This is a genomic window from Rathayibacter rathayi, from assembly GCF_004011095.1.
GTDB lineage: Bacteria > Actinomycetota > Actinomycetes > Actinomycetales > Microbacteriaceae > Rathayibacter > Rathayibacter rathayi.
Genome location: NZ_CP028129.1, coordinates 2,883,106 through 2,899,949, shown reverse-complemented (window position 1 = coordinate 2,899,949; position 16,844 = coordinate 2,883,106). Strand labels below are relative to the sequence as shown.

Here is a 16,844-nt window from a genome sequence, read left to right as displayed (position 1 = left end):
CCCTCCACAGGCTCTTTCCCGTCCTCAAGTTCACGCGTGGGCCCTGGTCCGCGCGGCGGCGATACTGCGGCGGGAGCAGAATGGGGGCTGTCCCGCCAGCGGCCGGGCCTCGACCACGACGGAGACATGCATGAACCCCACCGGGAGCTTCCGCGCCGCCCGCGACACCCTCCTGCAGCACCGCACCGATGCTGTCGCCGCGACGCAGGCGTTCCAGTGGCCGGACGTCGGCTCGCACTTCAACTGGGCGGTCGACTGGTTCGACGCGATCGCGATCGGCAACGAGCGCACCGCGCTGTGGATCGTCGAGGAGGACGGCTCCGAGCAGCGGTACTCCTTCGATCGGATGCGCTGGCGCTCGGACGAGGTCGCCGCCTGGCTCCACTCGGTCGGCGTCGAGCAGGGCGATCATGTGATGCTCATGCTCGGAAACCGGCTCGAGCTGTGGGAGTCGATGCTCGCGATCATGAAGCTCGGCGCGGTCATCCTGCCCACCACGACCCTGCTCTCTCCGGCCGACCTGGCCGACCGCCTCGCGCGCGGCGAGGTAGCGCACGTCATCGCCGACGCCTCCGAGACCGACAAGTTCGACGAGATGGAGGGCGACTTCGGCCGCATCGTGGTCGGCGGCGCGGCGGAGGGCTGGCTCGACTACACCGACTCCGTCGAGCCCTTCGGCGTCAGCCCGACGGTGGTCGTCGAGAGTTCGGACCCGTGCCTGATCTACTTCACCTCCGGCACCACGTCGAAACCGAAGATGGTCGTGCACACCCACGAGTCGTACCCCGTCGGCCACCTCAGCACCATGTACTGGCTCGGCGTCCAGCCGGGCGACGTGCACATGGCAATCAGCTCGCCCGGCTGGGGCAAGCACGCCTGGAGCTGCTTCTTCGCGCCGTGGAACGCCGAGGCGACGGTCTTCGTCTACAACTACAGCCGGTTCTCACCCTCGGCCCTGCACCAGCAGCTCGACCGGGCCGAGGTCACCACGTTCTGCGCTCCACCGACCGTGTGGCGGATGCTGATCCAGTCGGCCCTCGGAGCGAAGCCGCGCGCGCTCACCGAGATCCTCTCGGCGGGCGAGCCGCTCAATCCCGAGGTCATCGCGACCGTCGAGCGGGAGTGGGGCCTGACCATCCGTGACGGCTACGGCCAGACCGAGACGACCGCGATCATCGCCAACCCGCCCGGCGCCGCCGTCGTCCCCGGGGCGATGGGTCGGGCGCTGCCCGGTGTCGCCATCGCCCTCGTCGATCCGCTGACCGGCGAGCCCGCCCCCGCCGGCGAGATCTGCCTCGACCTCTCCGTCGAGCCCGTCACCCTGATGTCCGGCTACCACGGCGATGACGATCGGACCGAGCGAGCTCGCGCCGACGGCTACTTCCACACCGGGGACGTGGCGGTGCGCGCGGTCGATGGCACGATCACCTTCGTGGGCCGCACCGACGACCTCTTCAAGTCCTCCGACTTCAGGATCTCTCCGTTCGAGGTCGAGAGTGTGCTCCTGCAACACCCCGCCGTCGCTGAATCGGCCGTGGTCCCTGCTCCGGATGAGGTCCGCCACAGCGTGGTGAAGGCCTACGTCACCCTCGCCGAGGGCTGGGAGCCGACCGCCGAGACGGCGAGAGCGATTTTCGCGCACACCCGGGAGCTGCTCTCCTCCTTCGAGCGGGTCCGTCGCCTCGAGTTCCACCCGCTGCCCAAGACGATCTCGGGGAAGATCCGCCGCGTCGAGCTGCGCGAGCGCGAGGAGGAGGCCTTCCGTCGCGGCGAGGAGATTTCCACGGAGTGGCGCGCCGACCGGCTCTAGCCGCAGGAACCCGCGACGCGGCCCCGGCCGCCGAAACGCCCTGTCGGCCAGGGCGAGCCAGCAGGGCGGGTCAGCGGGCGCGGACGGCGATCAGCTCGCCGTGGTCGCGGGCGCTGGGGGCGCTGCGGCGAAGAGCATGGGTCGCCTCGAGACCAGCCTGTTCGGCGAGGGCGCGCATCGCGGCGAGCGGGTGGAACCACGCCGGCGTGACCGCGTGGGCGAACACCTCTGTCCGCGGCCCCTCGAAGAAGCCGATCACGAGGCCGCCCCCCGGACGCAAACGCTCGGCGATCGCGGCGATCGCATGAGTCAGCTCAGCGGGCGGGAGATGGATCAGCGAGTACCACGCGATCACGCCGGCGAGGCCGCTGAGGTCGAGGTCGAGCACCGCGGCATACTCCTTCGCCCGTACGCCATATGCCCGCCATACCTCGTCCATCCGAGGAGCGTAGGCCGCCGAGGGGCCGTGCAGTCACAGCCCGACGCAGTCGCGGCGCAGGCGGCGCGTCACGCCGGACCGGCGGCCGTCACCCTGGTCGAGAGCAGCAGGTCGAAGCTCGTGCGGTGGCGGTAGCGGAGGAACGCGCGGTCCATCTCATCGAGTGAGCGGAAGCCCGCATACTCGGCGGCGCGGCGCCGGACCAGCGCGCTGGGTACCGAGATCGCCTGCTCGCGGAGGACCCGCTGCGCCACGTCGACTCGGATGCGGGCGAGCGCAGAGCGCACAGAGCTTCCTCGGTGCAGCCAGTGGTTCGCAGTGACGATCAGAGCCGGGACACCGAGAGTGCGGGCGAGGGTGCGCACATCCAGTCCCGGGAGCGCGTGCAGGGATAGGAGGGACCGGTCGATTCGCTCGCTGAGACTCGGGGTCCGGGGGCGCACAGGTGCGGTCATAGCGGCTCGCCTTCGAGGAGGTGCGGTCGCCGTCGGTCGGGATGGCGCGACGGCTGTGCTCGGGGTCTGGTCGACCGGCGCGGGGGGCGGAAGCGGTCGTCGGGAGCGGTGACCGTGGCCGAGGAAGCGATCCGAAGCCCCGTCAGCTTCACCCAGTACGGGCCCTCCAAAGTGGGGTGTGGCGCGTTCTGGAGTCTCGTTTGGCACGATCCGAGGCGCGTTCTGACGGGCGGGCGCGCCTGGCTCCAGGGCGTTCGCGCCCGGCGTCCCGAGGGGCTCCTGAAGGCTCGATCATCGAGGTGCTCCGCGCGCCGCCCTTGCCCCTCGAAGGAGACCCGATGACCCCCGCCGACACCATTCCCGGCCTGCCCGCCGCCGCTCTCGTCTTTCCTCTCCTCGTCGGCGCCGCCCTGCTCGTCTCGGGCGCCGCAGCGCTGCTCCGCACCGCCGGCCGCCGACCGGCCCAGCGGCGGGGCGACGCGACCCGCGCGCTAGCTCTGGCCCTCAGCAGAGGCCGCCTCGATCCCGCGCACCCTAGCTCGAGGATCGTTCAGGCCGGTTTGCAAATCGTCGTCGGCTGCCTGCTCCTCCTCGCCGCCGGACCCGCCTACACGACCGCTGCCCTCATCGCCGCGGGCCTCTGCGCGCTCTCTCTCGCCGCCGCTCTCCGGGTCTTCATCCTCGGCGAGGAGGACACCCCGGCCGCTCCCGCCCCCGTGGCCGCCGCGTCCGCCCTGCTGGCCTTCGCGACAGCCGCCGCGGCCCAAGGAATCCTCGGATTCACAGGTATTCCCGCCTATCTGCTGCGATTCGACCCGCGGGATCTGAGCTGGGCCGCAGCCCTGGTCGGGGTGCTCGCGGCGTGCAGCCTCCTCCAATTCGCCCGGAGCGCAGCACACACGCCACCCGCCACGCCACCCGCCAGGAGACACGCTTGATGCTCCGACAGCGGACCCCTGCTGCCGCGCTCCCTCACCTCGTCCTCGACGGCACAGCCGTGCGCCTCGGTCCGCCCCGCCGCTCGTTCGCGCTGATCACCTTCTGGATGCAGTTCCACAACTCCGGACCCAGCGCACTGCACGACCTCGCCCTGCTCTGCGGCTCCTTCACCGACGGCTCGGGCGCCGAGCTCGAGTATGACGAAGCCCCGATCACGGTGGTCGGCAGACCCGAACGCGTCGCTCCGGGCGCCGGGTTCGTCGCCGTCGCCCACTACACGACCGCGCCACTACGAGCCCCGCGGAGGCTCCGCCACTCGATCGTGCTACGGGGTCGTACGGGCGAGGGCCGACCCTTCACCGACGCCGCCGCGCTCGAAGTTCATGTCGACCCCCGTCGCTCCCCCGAGGTACGCTTTCGTCCCCTGATAACCGGGGTTGACAGCCTGCGATGGCGGTGATCGACGGATTCAGTCGCATGACGACTTCTCATGACGGGGTCCGATCAGTCAGGCTAGGGGTACCGCGTCACCCGAAGGGCGCGCCAGAGGAAAGGACTGCGACGTGATGGGGATCGTAGAAGGCAGCCGGCCGATCGTCGACCGCGGGGTGTCCCGGCGGGATACAACTGCAGCCGCCTGGCTAGCCGGGAGCGGGGTGGACGTGCGCGCTATCGGCTCGTTCCGCATCGTCGCCGACACGCTGTGCAGCGACGGAGTGGAGGTACTCAGGATCTGGCACTCACCGGGCCGCCTCCACCGTACAGCCCGCATAGGCGCGGGAGTTCGCCTGATCATCCCGCTCGAGGGCATACTCGTGATCCAGCCCGACGATCCGGCGGCTCTCGAGGTGCAGCTCGGTCCGGGCGACATCGCCTTCCTCCAGTGCGACACGTCGTTCACCATCGTGACCGACACCCCGAGCGCTCGCACCGAGATCGCCCTTGATCGGCCGTTGCTCGGACTGGTCGACTCGACTGACGGCGGCGCTGTGGTGACCGAGGCCGACGCGGCCAGCCGCGGCATCCTGCTCTCGACCGTCAATTCGACCTTCGGCTCGACCCTGGACGCCGACTCCCCGGCATTCCCGCTGGTGCGAGCGGCCATCGAGCAGCTCGCCGGAGCCGTGCTCGCAACCTCGCTCCCGCGCGAGAGCAGCGAAGATGTCTATACCCGCGCTCTCGCCCTGATCGCCGCGATGTCGACCGACTCCCGACTCTCGGTGCAAGAGATCTGCGAGCGCCTCGGCGTGCCGAAGCGGACACTCCAGCGCACCTTCGCGCGCAACGGCACGACGGTCTTCGACGAGATCCGCCGCGCCCGCCTGACTACAGCGCGGGCGCTCCTCGGCGGAAGCGATGCGCCGCCCTCACCCGAACACGCGCTGAGCAGCTACGTCCGCTCGCAGCGCCTGCGCCGCGACCTGCGCCACCTCGAGACGGTGCCGACCTCGCGTCTGGGCTGAGGGCGAATTCAGCACGGGTAGGGGACGCCGGCCAAACCCGAGGCGGCGAGTTCGGCGCGGAGGCGGTGGTGGTGCCGCACCGCGCCGAGGGCGGGTTCGGGACCTCACCGCGCCTCGGGCGACCCGACGCGCGGCGGACACGGCGCCCCGCGGCGCCCGCCTTCAATACTCGATGCGCCCGCGACGGTCGTGGAACTCACCCGTCGGCCCGTCAGAATCGAGCAGGGCGAGCGCGACGGTCGCGTCGGTGCCCTCGGTGACGGTCTGGTGCCCGCCGTGGCCGTTGAAATCGGTTGCGGTGTAACCCGGGTCGCTCGCATTGATGCGCATCTGCGGCAGATTCTTGGCGTACTGCACGGTCAGCGCGACGACCGCGGCCTTCGAGGCGGCGTACGGGATCGCGGTGACGGGGAACTCGTCACGGCCCTGCGTGCTCAGCCAGCGCGGCCAGCCGACTCCAGAAGCCACATTCACGACGACCGGGTTCGAGGAGCGGCGCAGCAGCGGGAGCGCGGCCTGCGTCACGCGGACGATACCCACCACGTTCGTCTCGAGGACGCCCGCCATCGCGTCCGGAGTGAGATCGTCCACTCCGAACGACGTGCCGAGGATGCCGGCGTTGTTGACCAGAACGTCGAGCTCGGGGAGCGAGGCGAGAGCGGAGTCGACGCTCGCCTGATCAGTGGCGTCGAGGCGGACGGGGAGGGCGCCGAGCGCGCTGACGGCCTCGCCATCGGCAGTGTCGCGCATGCCTGCGTAGACGGCGTGGCCCGCCTCCAGGAGGCGGCGGGCGGTCTCGAGGCCGAGGGAGCGGTTGGCTCCGGTGATGAGTGTCGTGGTCATGCCTCCATCCTGCGCGCCGATGCTCCCCCGGCGCGACGAGCGACCGGAGGAGCATCGGGAGACTAACTATCCGTAGAGGCGCTTCAAGCCCTCGGCGTCACCGGCTCCGAGCTTCTCCTGGAGGAACTCGCAGGGGTCCGAGTTTGGCTTCATGACCTGGTGGGTGGAGGCGTCGACGTGGCCGAGGCCGAAGACGTGCCCCACCTCGTGGGCCGCGGTGCCCTGGAGATCGTAGGTGGCGCCGTGGCAAGCGGCGCCGGAGTTGTCCCACCACGCAACCCGGTTGTTGAACTTGATATCGGCCGACACGATAATGCCGTCCTGGGTCGAGGTGCACGTCGTCGCGATGTACGGCTCGCTCAACTCCCCCCACCCGATGGTGTTGCGATTGCTCCCCGTGGTACAGCCCCCGGCCGACGTGACATCGACGGAATCGTGGGACGTGCCGAGGTAGCGGTGGGACGCCGTGAGCGCCACGTTCGAACCGCAGCGTGTGACACCCCCGGTCACGTTGTCCAGCGCGTCCCGGATTCTCGCGGCACCATTGCCGACCGGCGCGCCGGCTCCGTTGTACGACCACTCGTACGTGCTGTTCCACTTGCCTCCGCGCAGGGAGTAGGCGTTGCGCTCATCGCAGCCGGGGACGGAGGAGTGCTCTGCGGTGCTGACGGCGGGATGTGCGCTCGCGGCCACCGTCGAGCTCTCGCTCCGCAGGGCGGCGAGGGCTCCCTCGGATCCGAACTCCTGGTCGCCGGCGACGGCGGCGACCGCGCCGTCCGCCGCGCGGTACACGACCACGTCGGAGACGTCCTGACGGCCGGCGGCGACCACGGACGACGCTTGCAACGAACCCCCCGGCTGAGGGATGCCCATCACCATGCCTCCGACGTTCACCTGATCGCCGGCGAAGGAGCACTCGGGGCTGATGGAGGCGAGTCGCGATCCGTCGATGGTCGTGTCGGTCGGACAAGCCGGTGCGGACGCGGATGCCGGCGATGCGGCTCCGAGTGTCACGAGAGCGGCGGCCGCGAGCGCCGCGGCGAGTGCCCCTGCGGATCGCGGTCGGACGGTGTGCTTGGACATGGTGTCTCCTCTTGATCGAAGGCGGCGTGGCGGCGGAATTGCCGCGACATCCCGGCGCCCGGTGATCGAGCGCCCGCCTCTGCTTCTCCGAAGGGGCGCGCGACCGCAGACCCGACGCCCCCACGACAGGGGCCGCGAGGCGACGATGCCCCTCGGATCCACTGGGTGACCGCGCGGATCCCCCCTCCCCGCTCGCGAAGGGCGAGCGGAGAACCCGGTCTCTCGCTCCGAAGCGAGGCCGAGTGCTGATCATCTTTACCCTGCCGGATCGCGCAGCAGCAGGAAGCCTCTGAGAGTCGGGACAGGCGACGGTGCGAGCAGGCGGGAGTCCGATCCCTCCGTCGCGAACGGTCGGTGCGCCCGCCGGCGGACGGGCCGCGAGCGACGGATCAACTCGGCTCAGGGGGCGATCCGGGGCGCGATCCGCGGGAGGAGCCGCTGGATCGCCGTCACGCCGAGGCCGGCGAAAGCGGAGGCGCCGCCGAGTTCGTCGACCACCGAGACGATCACGGCGATCACGTCGGCGGGCTTCGTGCTCGGCAGCAGGCGTACCAGATCGAGTTCGATCCGTGCGCGCAGATCGGTACGGACGGCGAGGACCTCGGTTCCGGTGATCTTCACACCCGCGAAGCTCAGCGCGTCGGCGCGGATGTCGGGCGGGCGGGGCGGCCGAGCTCGGCGCGAGACGGGACCGTGGATGAGCACCTCGCGCGCCAGGAGCTCGGACGACGCGGATCGACGCACGGTCGCGGACATCGTTCGTCGGATGGGAGTGTCCGACGCCTCCGTGCAGGTCTCAAGAAGCGCCTTATCGACTCCGGCTACGTGCATCCGGCCGGCCACGGGCAGTTTTCGCTCCTCGGCGCCTACCTCCGTCGCAGACTCACCGCAGAGTCGAGCGAGGGCGGTGTCGCCGGCGGCTGGGACGATTACCCGGCTCCCGATCTGCCCTCCTCAGCCCGACTTTCCTGCCGCGGGCGCGGCGGCGCTGAACGATGGCATCGGCGGACCGCGGCGAGCGCCGCCCCGAGCAGGTCGGTCAGCACGGTGCCCCGGGCGCCCGCGTCCTCCGGGTGCCACTGCACACACCAGAGCGGCGCGGACGCGTGCTCGAGGGCCTCGACGGTGCCGTCGTGGGCGCGGCCGACCACGACGAGTCCCTCGCCCGGACGGTGGACAGCCTGGTGATGCGAGCTGCGGACGTCGAGTTCGACCGCGCCGAGGATGCGGGCGAGTACGCTCCCTGGATCGAGGACCACGCGGTGGTCGATCATTCCGGAGAGGTGCTCGCCGGGGATCGAGCGGCCGACATGACCGGCACCGGGGAGGTGCTGCACGAGGTCGCCTCCGAGCGCGACGTTGACCAGCTGCAGCCCGCCGCAGATGCCGACCAGCGGAGTCCAGGTCTCGACGGCGCGGCGGACGAGCGCCACCTGCGCGCGGTCGGCTGCGGGCAAGGGCTGGCCGCGGTGCGGATCGTCCAGCCGGCCGCCGTAGAGAGACGGATCGACGTCCTCCCCACCGGTGACCACGACGGCGTCGGCGTGCCTGCGCTTGAGCTCCTCGGCGCCCGCCTGCTCGGCCGAGACGCGGTCGACGACGAGCAGGACGGGGGCGATCGGAGGCTATGCGGACCTCGAGCCCCTGGTCAGAAAGCACGGCTCATGCACAGAGTGTTGCGGGTCGTGCCTCGACGCTGCACCCGATCACGAGGGCCATCTGCAGGCGACGATCACGATCGGCGGTGAGGACCGCTCTGGCGGTCGCGACCGTCACCGCCACGGCGCTGCTCGGCGCCACGGTCCCCAGCTCCGCCTTCGGAGCCGCGACAGCGCCCCAGCAGCAGCTCCGTGCAGGCGCTCCACTCCTCGCAGGCCCTCGACCGCGCCGTCGCGTCGATCACGGAGGTGACCGCCGGACTCACGGTGCCCACCACCGCCAGCGGGGTCGGCATCACCTGGCGCTCGAACAGCGCAGCCGTCGCGATCACCGGCGGCACCGCGACCCTCACCCGCCCCGGGATGGCCGGACACCTCCCCCACCCTCACCGCCACGTACACGGTCGGCTCCGAAACCCGCTCGGTCGACGACGTGGTGCGGGTCGCCGCGCAGCTCGACGACGCCACGACGGTGCAGCGCGATCTGGCCGCGATCGCGATCCCGAACGTCGGCGACCTCCGCACGAACGTCTCGATGCCCTCCACCGGCACGCTCGGCTCGAGCATCGCCTGGAGCGTCGTCGGCCCCAGCGGAGCGACCGTCCGCGACGGCCGCGCCGCCGGCACCCGTACCATCGACATCGACCGCCCGGCGACCGGTAGCCCCGCGATCGACGTGGTCGTCCATGCGACCGCGACCAGCGGATCCGTCACCCGCACACGCGACTTCACCCTCCGGGTGCAGCCGCTACCCGCGGGCATCAAGGACACCCAGGCGTACGTCTGAGCGTTCTTCACCGGAGAGGGCGACGGCGCCGAGCGCATCAGCCTCGCCGCCTCGAAGGGCAACGACGCGCTCAGCTGGAACACGCTCAACGACGGCAAGCCGGTCGTCACCTCGAATCTGGGGACGACGGGCCTACGCGACCCGTTCATCATCCGCTCGCACGAGGGCGACACGTTCTTCAGGCTCGCCACCGACCTCACGATCGACGGGCTCCCCGGTGGCTTCGACACCGCGCAGAAGTCGGGGCTCGACGTATATCGAGGTCTGGGAGTCGACCGACCTGGTGAACTGGTCCCGTGTTCTGGGCGTCGAACATGTCCCCAACCACGAACACGGCCGACCGCCCGCGATGGGGTGCGGGTCGGGTCGGCCGCGAAGCCGCATGCTTCACTGGAGGGATGACCACGCGTGAGCACCACATCGCCGACTTCGCCGAGTTCCTGACCGCCTCCCCCTCCTCCTATCACGCGGTGGCCGAGGTGGCGCGTCGCCTGGACGTCGCCGGATTCACGGGGCTGGACGAGACGCGGGCGTGGCCAACGGGACCTGGCCGCTACTACGTCATCCGGGACGGCGCGATCATTGCCTGGCACCTGCCCGAGGGGGCGGAGGCGGTCACGCCGTTCCGCATCCTGGGCGCCCACACCGACTCCCCCGGCTTCATGCTCAAGCCGCGGCCGACGATCGGCTCGAAGGGCTGGCTTCAGGCCGGCGTCGAGATCTACGGCGGCCCGCTGCTCACCTCCTGGCTCGACCGCGAGCTCGAGCTGGCCGGCCGCGTGATCCTGCGCGACGGCTCGACGCGGCTGCTACGCACGGGCCCCTTCCTGCGCATCCCGCAGCTCGCGATCCACCTCGACCGGACGGCGAACGACTCCCTCATCCTGGACCGGCAGAAGCACACCGTCCCCGTGTTCGGCATCGGCGACGCCGCCGAGGTCGACCTGCTCGAACTGCTTGCCGCGTACGCCGGACTCGACAGCGCCGCCGAGATCGCCGGCTACGACCTGCTCACCGCCGACACGCAGGCGCCCCGCCGCTTCGGCCTCGACGAGATGTTCCTCGCCGCCGGTCGGATGGACGACCTCAGCTCGGTGCACGCCGGCCTCGTCGCGCTCCTCGCGGCGAACGATGACGCCGGGGCCGGGGCCGGGCACATCAGCGTGCTGGCGGCTTTCGACCACGAGGAGCTCGGCTCCGCGAGCCGCTCGGGTGCCAACGGCCCGTTCCTCAAGGACGTGCTCTCTCGCATTGGCACGGCCCTCGGTGCCGGCGTCGACGAGCGCGCCCGGGCGATCGCCGGCTCCTGGTGCCTCTCGGCCGACGCAGGCCACTCCGTGCACCCCAACTACTCCGACAAGCACGACCCGGTGAACCAGCCGGTCGCCGGGAAGGGGCCGCTGCTGAAGATCAACGCGACGCAGCGCTACGCAACGGATGCGCGGGGAGCCGCGCTGTGGGCGGAGGTCTGCGAGCGGGCGGGCGTCGAGTACCAGGAATTCGTCTCGAATAACTCGGTGCCCTGCGGATCGACGATCGGACCGTTGACCGCGACTCGGATCGGCATCTCGACGGTCGACGTGGGTGTGCCGCTGCTCTCGATGCACTCGGCGCGTGAACTCGCCCATGTGGATGACCTCGTCACGCTGAACGCGGCGATCGAGGCCTTCTTCCGGCCGTGAGCCGGTCCGTCGGCGTGCGAAACCGAGGGTGAGAGGCGCAGTCGGACCCTCTGCGGGTCGATTGCTGCCTTCCACCCTCGGTTCCGTTCGGGTCACTCCCCCGACGGGCGCCGGCGCTGCTGCTTGGTTGCGAGTCGGCTGTCCGAGGTGTTTACGTGCTGCCCGCCGGGCCCCGACGACCGCGAGAATCGCCACTGCAGCTCGGACGCCGGCACGACCAGCCCCGGACGCACGTCGAGATCCATGCGGCCAGCCTGCCACGCGCCGATCCTTCACAACCGTGTGTCTCGCCCAAGCCGATGACACGCCGATCAGGAGACCCCGAGAGAGCACGGGAATAGACATGGCATTTCACGGGAAGGACGACCGACCATTCGCCACCGCGACGATAGCGCACTCGCCGAGTCGATCCTGTCGATGCTGACAGATAAGCGCCAGGCGAAGGGGAGATCAATGCCTGTCGGCTTCGCGGAGGAAGGAGTGGGGACGTCATTGACCGGACCTGACCCGAGGGGTAGCCTTCTCGATCGTCGCAGTTTTCGACTCCAAGAGAGCCACGGCCGTGACTCCCACCTTGTTCGTCGTCAGCCTGTGAGAGTAGGAAGTTATCATGTCAAGTACAAGAAGGAGCCTTGTGGTCAGCGGCGCTACGCTCACACTTCTCTCGGGGGCATTCGGCTACGCGCCGTCGGCGATGGCCGATGAGTCCCTGGCACCCTCGACCTACGAAGTGAGCGTGACGAGCAAAAGTCCCGGTCGGCTGGATGTAAGTCTGAGATTGGGTTCTGACATTCGGCTTGAGGACAAGAACGGCATCGCCACGTTCGAACAGAAGTCCACCGGCAAGGAGATCGCTCTTCCGTCCGCTCTTCAGGTCTCGGCCGGCAAGAAGGTCGCTGGCGAGTGGACAATCGTCGACTCGACCCACGTCACGTTCGATGTGACGTCCGTGGATGCGCTGAAGACCGGTGGATACCAAATCCTCTCGGACGACGACACATGGGCCGGTTGCGTACTCGAACACACTCGAGACGGGGCGATCGGAGGGCTTGCCGGTATCGTCGCCGGACCGGAGGGGGCAGGCCTGGGATTTGCTTTCGGGGGGATACTCGGGAGCGCAGCGGGAGCGATCGACTGCTGATGCTCAACTCTGCGGAACGTCCTCATCCCACACTGACGATCGCCGTCGTTCTCGGAGCAGGACTCCTTGCCCTGCCGCTCATCCGAAATCTGGAGCTTCCCTGGAATCTCGTCGCATCGGCAGCCGTCGGCCTTTTCGCCGGAGGAATCGTCTACGGAATCCAGCTCGTCAGAATCCGTCGCAGAAACCGCCGCCTTCTCGAGGACGAGACCGGTGAGGTTCGTCCTCCGACAAGAGAATGAGCTGATCGGAGCGCGAGCGCCCGCACTCATCAGCCGCGTCCTCGCCGACCGGCCGGCACCCGCCGCAGCGCCGCAGTTGTCCGCCGTCGCCCAGCGTCGTGCGCTCGGACGACGGCGGACTCGTCAGCCGCGCGTCACGCGATCGAGCAGCCGCTCGAAGACGGCGGCGTACGTCTCTCGCACCTGCTCCCACGAGGCACTGAGGTCGACGCTCGCCGGCTCCTCGACCGTCTCGGTATAGCCGTGCTGCGCGTGCGGCACCGCCGCGCCGGGGAGCAGCAGCGTCTGGATGAAAGCACGGGTCGCCGGCTCGAAGGTGAGGGTGTGCGACGCGACGTTGCTCTCCCAGTCACTCGACGGCCAGGAAAGGAAGGCGATGTGGTGCAGCGGCTGAGACGGATCGGTCGCCGAGACGTAGCTCCCGTAGTGCTCCTCCCCGGGGGAGAGGATCTTGTACGAGCCGTTGTCGAAGAGGATCAGCAGCGCTTCGGGGAACGGCTTCGGACCGTACATCGCGGTGTAGCGCAGCGCTTCGACGGCGACGGGGCGGCCGAGGGGCACGGTGATCTGAGGGACGTCCTGCTGGGTCATCCAGGGTTCCTTCCAAGGTACGGGGTCGTGGACGACCGCGAGAATAGACGACGCCGGTGAACGAGAGCACCGCCGTCGTGTGGCGCCCGTGAGCGACACGAGTCGCAGCTCAGCATCACTTCCGCGTCGCGCTCCCCTCCCCCGCCCGCAGCGACTGGATCATGCCGCGGAGCAGCCGCGCCGCGGTCTCGCGCTCCTGCTCCGCGAGCCCGTCCAGCATCCGCAGCTCGACTCCGCGGACAGCGGCGGAGGCCTCGGCCAGGCGGCGGCGTCCACGCTCGGTGAGCCGCGCCGGCAGGACCTTGCCGACCGGAGCCGCGACAGGCCGCGTGACGACGCCCTCACGCTCGAGGGTCTGGAGGAGCACGTTCATCGACTGCCGGGTCACGAAAGCGCCGCGGGCGAGCTCGGAGTTGGAGAGGCCGGGGCGCTGAGCGAGCAGCTCGAGGCACGAGTAGTGGGTGACGGTCATCCCGAGCGGACGGAGGACTGCCTCCATCGCCGCGCGGAGGGCGCTCGACGCCTCCTTGAGCAGGTAGCCGAGCGAGGTCTCGAGGTCGATGCCGTCTTGACTCATGTCAACATCCTGACATAGGCTCTCTCGTGTCACAAATCTGACACAACCCCAGGAGGAACACATGCCCGTCACCGGCCCCGACTTCGTCTCGCTCCAGGTCCGCGATCTCCACGCCTCGCAAGCCTTTTACGAGCACTACCTCGGCCTCGTCCGCTCGCCCGCGGGCCCTCCCCACGCCGTCGTCTTCACGACCACGCCGATCGCCTTCGCCCTGCGCGACCTCGCACCCGGGACCGATCTTGACTCCACCTCCCAACCCGGCGTCGGCACCGCGATCTGGCTGCACGCGACCGGCGTGCAAGAGATCCACGACGCACTCGTCGCTGACGGGCAGGCCGTCGTCGCGGCTCCGATCGACGGCCCGTTCGGCCGCACCTTCACCTTCGCCGACCCGGACGGGTACCACATCACCCTGCACGACCGCGGCTGAGCGGTGCGACGCGCGTCAGCCCATCGCGCGCACCGGAGTCGCGCTCGCGCAGGACCGCGCCGAGAGCAAGCGCCGCGCTCGCACTCGCGCCGCCGATCGCGACCGGATGCGCCTGGCGGGTCGTCCCGCGGAGGTGACGCCAGGCGGCGTGCACGTCGTCCAGCGGAACGGGATAACGGATGTCGGGGCCGGCGAGCCGGTAGTCGAATGAGGCGACCCGGGCCTGGGTGCGGGGGGGTGCGGGGGGGGGAGGGAGCTCCGCCGTGACGACGTGCGCCGTCAGGCGCGGCGCTGCAGGAGTAGCACACCGTCCAGAAGCACCGCCGCAGTGCCGTCAGGGGCGGTTGCCGCGCGCTCGCGGGTCTCGACGACCTGAGCAGTCCACTCCGAGGGGTCGAGGGCGAGCTCGGCGAACTCTTCCTCGGGGCCGGAGAGGTGCAGTCCATGCCGGTGCTCGTCGCCACTGGCCCACGGCGGCGGCGCGGCGTGCGAGACGACGGCGAGGCGACCGCCCGGTGCGACCGCGCCCGCGGCCCTCCGCAGGACGTCGGTTCGCGGGAACTCGACCATCGAGTGCAGAAAGCTCGCCGTGACCAGATCGAACAGCCCCTCTACCGGCCACTCGCCGGCGAGGTCGGCCTGCACGAAGTCCACGCTGACGCCCTGCGCGGTCGCAGCCTCGCGCGCCCGATCCAGCGCCGTCTCGGAAAGATCAAGCCCGGTCACGCTCCAGCCGAGCGACGCGAGCCACAGCGCATCCGCTCCCTCGCCCGCGCCGAGATCGAGGGCGCGCCCCGGCGGCAGCGCACCGACCACCCCGACCAACGTCGCATTCGGTCTGCCCGACCAGATGCGATCGGAGTCGGCGTAGCGCGCCTCCCAGTGCTCGCGTGCGGTGCTCATGCGGATCCTCGTCTCCGGACGCAGGGACGCCCGCGTCGAGGATGCCGCGCCGACGCCGTGGTCGCCAGCGGTCGTGCCGAGTCGGCACGGACGTCCGGCTCCGGCATCCGGTGCTGACAGGTGGAGGCCCCACGGGAGGCCCCGACCGCAGAGATCTGCCGGGACGCACTTCCCCGACGGTGCCCGCGCCGGTTAGCGTCGGAGCATGAGCCTCCGACTCGAAGAGATCATCGTCGACTGCACCGACTTCCGCGCCGTAGGGCACTGGTGGCAGGAGGCGCTCGGCTGGGACGTCGTCGAGGAGGACGAGGACGGCATTGAGCTGCTCGCCCCATCGGGCCGCGGTCCGAGCCTGCTCTTCCTCGACGTGCCCGAGCGCAAGGCCGTGAAGAACCGGCTGCATATGGATTTCGTGCCGGACGACCAGGAGGCGGAGGTCGCGCGCCTGCTTGGGCTTGGGGCGACCCGGGCGGACGTCGGGCAGGGAGAGCGGTCGTGGGTCGTTCTGGCGGATCCCGAGGGCAACGAGTTCTGCGTGCTTTCGGCTCGAGAGTAAGAGCACTCCACACTTTCCAGACGAATGTCGGGAAAGCGCTTTCAGGTGCGTGGGTGGACATGGAGTGGAGATTGTCAAGCGTAGAACGATCGTTTTCGACTCTCTAGCATCGCCTCCGACGCGGTACCCGACCGGGAGCGCGCGGAGCCGAGGAGTCACCGTGACCAGCTACGACAGACCCGTCGCCGCCCTCCGGATGTCGCCATCACAGCAGCAGAGCGAACCCCTGGCCGGCCGCACCCTCGAGAACCTCGGTCTCTACGCCTACGCCTACCGCCTGACCCTCTCGGACGCTGCGGCCAGCGCCGCACTCCGGCGCGCCGCGGTGACCGTCCGCAGCGGGCGACCGCGGGGACTCGATGACGCCGGCGCGCTCGACCTGATGCGCGCCGAGGTCGGACGCGCGAGTGTGCAGCGCAGCGGGTCCGAGATCGAACGAGCGGAGCAGGCTGAGCCCGCGATCCGCGAGGACGATCTGCTGCGCATCGGCTTTCATCGGCGCCTGCATGCACTGCCGACGCTCGAACGCCAGGCCTGGCTGCTCCGATACACCGGCCGACACGACATCGACGCGATCGCGTCGATGCTGCGGGAGCCCGCGGAGCGCATCCGCTTGGCACTCTCTGCGGCCGCCCGCACGCTGGTCGCGGGCGAGCTGAACCAGAACGAACCGTCGGGGAACGAGCTGACCCCTGGCGAGCCTGCGGCGAGCGGACCACCACCGCGTGAGCAGGCGGAGTAGCGCGACCCGGCACCGGACACGCGACCGGAGAAGCGGATTAGTCCAGGTAGTCGATGTCGTCCCACGGCTGGTGGACGTCACCGGTGTCACGCTCGTCGTCCGGCACCTTCAGCTCCTCGAAGATCACCGGCACGCCCGTCGAGATCAGGACGCTGACCTGGCGGTTCCCGACGATCACGAAGTCGATCAGGCCTCCTCCGGCCTGCGTCGCTTCGGTCGCCGACCGCTTCAGATCATCGACGTCGGTCCCCTGAGACAGACCGTAGGTCTTGCCCTCGATGGTGACGGTGGTGCGGATCATGTGGCGCTGCAGCTCCTCGACTCGGGTGGGCTCAGCGTAAGAATGGCGGGAAAGCGCTGCCAGGCCTTGCGGTGGAGGCGCACGGCTGGCACGGGCACCGGCGGGCGGAGGGGGACAGCGGAACGCCGTACGCAACCGAGGTCAGGAACGGCTGCACCGCTCCCTGGAGCCGTTAGGGCACTCCCAGCCTCGGTTGCGTACG

Annotated in this window: 21 protein-coding genes and 1 pseudogene; 10 read left to right on the top strand and 12 right to left on the bottom strand. The window is 70.1% G+C overall.

What is annotated here, in order from left to right; translation table 11 throughout:
• Positions 1-130: 130 nt before the first annotated feature.
• Positions 131-1,810 (top strand): AMP-binding protein, encoded by a 1,680-nt coding sequence (locus C1O28_RS13995; RefSeq protein WP_097166793.1) that lies wholly within the window; start codon positions 131-133, stop codon positions 1,808-1,810.
• Between the two features lie 70 nt (positions 1,811-1,880).
• On the opposite strand, the gene C1O28_RS13990 is transcribed toward C1O28_RS13995, so the two are convergent.
• Both C1O28_RS13990 and C1O28_RS13985 read right to left on the bottom strand, forming a co-directional pair.
• Positions 1,881-2,249: a class I SAM-dependent methyltransferase gene (locus tag C1O28_RS13990; protein WP_127821546.1), complete on the bottom strand. Its 369-nt coding sequence runs from the start codon at positions 2,247-2,249 to the stop codon at positions 1,881-1,883.
• A 68-nt stretch (positions 2,250-2,317) separates the two neighbouring features.
• Positions 2,318-2,614 (bottom strand): hypothetical protein, encoded by a 297-nt coding sequence (locus C1O28_RS13985; protein WP_127821545.1) that lies wholly within the window; start codon positions 2,612-2,614, stop codon positions 2,318-2,320.
• 428 nt (positions 2,615-3,042) lie between these two features.
• Here C1O28_RS13985 and C1O28_RS13980 point away from each other — a divergent pair, with 428 nt between their 5' ends.
• The 3 genes from C1O28_RS13980 (at position 3,043) to C1O28_RS13970 (ending at position 5,106) form a co-directional block, all read left to right on the top strand.
• Entirely contained in the window at positions 3,043-3,642 is a 600-nt protein-coding gene (locus C1O28_RS13980) for a hypothetical protein (RefSeq protein ID WP_097166790.1), read from the top strand.
• The gene (locus C1O28_RS13975; protein ID WP_097166789.1) at positions 3,642-4,103 is read left to right on the top strand and encodes a hypothetical protein; all 462 of its coding nucleotides are present in this window, start codon (positions 3,642-3,644) and stop codon (positions 4,101-4,103) included. The genes C1O28_RS13980 and C1O28_RS13975 overlap by 1 nt, the downstream gene beginning before the upstream one ends.
• Before the next feature lie 196 nt (positions 4,104-4,299).
• On the top strand, positions 4,300-5,106 hold the full coding sequence (locus C1O28_RS13970) for a helix-turn-helix transcriptional regulator (RefSeq protein ID WP_097166788.1): 807 nt from the start codon (positions 4,300-4,302) through the stop codon (positions 5,104-5,106).
• A 162-nt stretch (positions 5,107-5,268) separates the two neighbouring features.
• Here the strand turns inward: C1O28_RS13970 and C1O28_RS13965 are convergent, their stop codons facing one another.
• The 4 genes from C1O28_RS13965 to C1O28_RS13950 all read right to left on the bottom strand — a co-directional run bounded on the left by C1O28_RS13965 (position 5,269) and on the right by C1O28_RS13950 (position 8,564).
• A complete protein-coding gene (locus C1O28_RS13965; RefSeq protein ID WP_097166787.1) occupies positions 5,269-5,949 on the bottom strand; it encodes an SDR family NAD(P)-dependent oxidoreductase in 681 nt (226 codons plus the stop codon).
• A gap of 66 nt (positions 5,950-6,015) precedes the next feature.
• The gene (locus tag C1O28_RS13960) at positions 6,016-7,032 is read right to left on the bottom strand and encodes a matrixin family metalloprotease (RefSeq protein WP_102063264.1); all 1,017 of its coding nucleotides are present in this window, start codon (positions 7,030-7,032) and stop codon (positions 6,016-6,018) included.
• Positions 7,033-7,431: 399 nt separating this feature from the next.
• Positions 7,432-7,788 (bottom strand): hypothetical protein, encoded by a 357-nt coding sequence (locus C1O28_RS13955; RefSeq protein WP_104336705.1) that lies wholly within the window; start codon positions 7,786-7,788, stop codon positions 7,432-7,434.
• A gap of 173 nt (positions 7,789-7,961) precedes the next feature.
• Positions 7,962-8,564, bottom strand: coding sequence for a gamma-glutamyl-gamma-aminobutyrate hydrolase family protein (locus C1O28_RS13950; RefSeq protein WP_160487536.1), 603 nt, complete (start codon positions 8,562-8,564; stop codon positions 7,962-7,964).
• Positions 8,565-9,123: 559 nt separating this feature from the next.
• On the opposite strand from C1O28_RS13950, the gene C1O28_RS13945 reads away from it, so the two are divergent.
• Positions 9,124-9,477: an immunoglobulin-like domain-containing protein gene (locus C1O28_RS13945; protein ID WP_097166783.1), complete on the top strand. Its 354-nt coding sequence runs from the start codon at positions 9,124-9,126 to the stop codon at positions 9,475-9,477.
• Between the two features lie 398 nt (positions 9,478-9,875).
• On the top strand, positions 9,876-11,159 hold the full coding sequence (locus C1O28_RS13940; RefSeq protein ID WP_097166782.1) for a M18 family aminopeptidase: 1,284 nt from the start codon (positions 9,876-9,878) through the stop codon (positions 11,157-11,159).
• A 131-nt stretch (positions 11,160-11,290) separates the two neighbouring features.
• Here C1O28_RS13940 and C1O28_RS13935 read toward each other — a convergent pair.
• Positions 11,291-11,404: pseudogene (locus C1O28_RS13935) on the bottom strand (peptide chain release factor-like protein); the annotation flags it as partial.
• Between the two features lie 449 nt (positions 11,405-11,853).
• Here C1O28_RS13935 and C1O28_RS13930 point away from each other — a divergent pair.
• Complete coding sequence (locus C1O28_RS13930) at positions 11,854-12,300, top strand: hypothetical protein (protein WP_127821544.1); 447 nt, start codon at positions 11,854-11,856, stop codon at positions 12,298-12,300.
• A gap of 365 nt (positions 12,301-12,665) precedes the next feature.
• Here the strand turns inward: C1O28_RS13930 and C1O28_RS13925 are convergent, their stop codons facing one another.
• Both C1O28_RS13925 and C1O28_RS13920 read right to left on the bottom strand, forming a co-directional pair.
• Positions 12,666-13,133, bottom strand: coding sequence for a hypothetical protein (locus C1O28_RS13925; protein ID WP_097166779.1), 468 nt, complete (start codon positions 13,131-13,133; stop codon positions 12,666-12,668).
• A gap of 115 nt (positions 13,134-13,248) precedes the next feature.
• On the bottom strand, positions 13,249-13,710 hold the full coding sequence (locus C1O28_RS13920) for a MarR family winged helix-turn-helix transcriptional regulator (protein ID WP_097166778.1): 462 nt from the start codon (positions 13,708-13,710) through the stop codon (positions 13,249-13,251).
• 61 nt (positions 13,711-13,771) lie between these two features.
• Here C1O28_RS13920 and C1O28_RS13915 point away from each other — a divergent pair, with 61 nt between their 5' ends.
• Entirely contained in the window at positions 13,772-14,140 is a 369-nt protein-coding gene (locus tag C1O28_RS13915) for a VOC family protein (RefSeq protein ID WP_097166777.1), read from the top strand.
• On the opposite strand, the gene C1O28_RS16180 is transcribed toward C1O28_RS13915, so the two are convergent.
• A complete protein-coding gene (locus tag C1O28_RS16180; RefSeq protein ID WP_104334849.1) occupies positions 14,118-14,423 on the bottom strand; it encodes an alpha/beta hydrolase fold domain-containing protein in 306 nt (101 codons plus the stop codon). The genes C1O28_RS13915 and C1O28_RS16180 overlap by 23 nt on opposite strands.
• Positions 14,420-15,043 (bottom strand): class I SAM-dependent methyltransferase, encoded by a 624-nt coding sequence (locus C1O28_RS13905; RefSeq protein WP_097166776.1) that lies wholly within the window; start codon positions 15,041-15,043, stop codon positions 14,420-14,422. The genes C1O28_RS16180 and C1O28_RS13905 overlap by 4 nt, the downstream gene beginning before the upstream one ends.
• A gap of 205 nt (positions 15,044-15,248) precedes the next feature.
• Here C1O28_RS13905 and C1O28_RS13900 point away from each other — a divergent pair, with 205 nt between their 5' ends.
• Together C1O28_RS13900 and C1O28_RS13895 are read left to right on the top strand one after the other, a co-directional pair.
• On the top strand, positions 15,249-15,599 hold the full coding sequence (locus C1O28_RS13900) for a VOC family protein (protein WP_097166775.1): 351 nt from the start codon (positions 15,249-15,251) through the stop codon (positions 15,597-15,599).
• 160 nt (positions 15,600-15,759) lie between these two features.
• Positions 15,760-16,341, top strand: coding sequence for a hypothetical protein (locus tag C1O28_RS13895; protein WP_097166774.1), 582 nt, complete (start codon positions 15,760-15,762; stop codon positions 16,339-16,341).
• A gap of 37 nt (positions 16,342-16,378) precedes the next feature.
• Here the strand turns inward: C1O28_RS13895 and C1O28_RS13890 are convergent, their stop codons facing one another.
• On the bottom strand, positions 16,379-16,642 hold the full coding sequence (locus C1O28_RS13890) for a hypothetical protein (RefSeq protein WP_097166773.1): 264 nt from the start codon (positions 16,640-16,642) through the stop codon (positions 16,379-16,381).
• Between the last annotated feature and the right edge of the window lie 202 nt (positions 16,643-16,844).

What these genes read in the sequence shown, in the direction of transcription:
- C1O28_RS13995 (WP_097166793.1), top strand. Translation starts at nt 131, where the DNA reads ATGAACCCCACCGGGAGCTTCCGCGCCGCCCGCGACACCCTCCTGCAG.
- C1O28_RS13990 (WP_127821546.1), bottom strand. Translation starts at nt 2,249, where the DNA reads ATGGACGAGGTATGGCGGGCATATGGCGTACGGGCGAAGGAGTATGCC.
- C1O28_RS13980 (WP_097166790.1), top strand. Translation starts at nt 3,043, where the DNA reads ATGACCCCCGCCGACACCATTCCCGGCCTGCCCGCCGCCGCTCTCGTC.
- C1O28_RS13975 (WP_097166789.1), top strand. Translation starts at nt 3,642, where the DNA reads ATGCTCCGACAGCGGACCCCTGCTGCCGCGCTCCCTCACCTCGTCCTC.
- C1O28_RS13965 (WP_097166787.1), bottom strand. Translation starts at nt 5,949, where the DNA reads ATGACCACGACACTCATCACCGGAGCCAACCGCTCCCTCGGCCTCGAG.
- C1O28_RS13960 (WP_102063264.1), bottom strand. Translation starts at nt 7,032, where the DNA reads ATGTCCAAGCACACCGTCCGACCGCGATCCGCAGGGGCACTCGCCGCG.
- C1O28_RS13955 (WP_104336705.1), bottom strand. Translation starts at nt 7,788, where the DNA reads ATGTCCGCGACCGTGCGTCGATCCGCGTCGTCCGAGCTCCTGGCGCGC.
- C1O28_RS13940 (WP_097166782.1), top strand. Translation starts at nt 9,876, where the DNA reads ATGACCACGCGTGAGCACCACATCGCCGACTTCGCCGAGTTCCTGACC.
- C1O28_RS13930 (WP_127821544.1), top strand. Translation starts at nt 11,854, where the DNA reads ATGGCCGATGAGTCCCTGGCACCCTCGACCTACGAAGTGAGCGTGACG.
- C1O28_RS13925 (WP_097166779.1), bottom strand. Translation starts at nt 13,133, where the DNA reads ATGACCCAGCAGGACGTCCCTCAGATCACCGTGCCCCTCGGCCGCCCC.
- C1O28_RS13920 (WP_097166778.1), bottom strand. Translation starts at nt 13,710, where the DNA reads ATGAGTCAAGACGGCATCGACCTCGAGACCTCGCTCGGCTACCTGCTC.
- C1O28_RS13915 (WP_097166777.1), top strand. Translation starts at nt 13,772, where the DNA reads ATGCCCGTCACCGGCCCCGACTTCGTCTCGCTCCAGGTCCGCGATCTC.
- C1O28_RS13905 (WP_097166776.1), bottom strand. Translation starts at nt 15,043, where the DNA reads ATGAGCACCGCACGCGAGCACTGGGAGGCGCGCTACGCCGACTCCGAT.
- C1O28_RS13900 (WP_097166775.1), top strand. Translation starts at nt 15,249, where the DNA reads ATGAGCCTCCGACTCGAAGAGATCATCGTCGACTGCACCGACTTCCGC.
- C1O28_RS13890 (WP_097166773.1), bottom strand. Translation starts at nt 16,642, where the DNA reads ATGATCCGCACCACCGTCACCATCGAGGGCAAGACCTACGGTCTGTCT.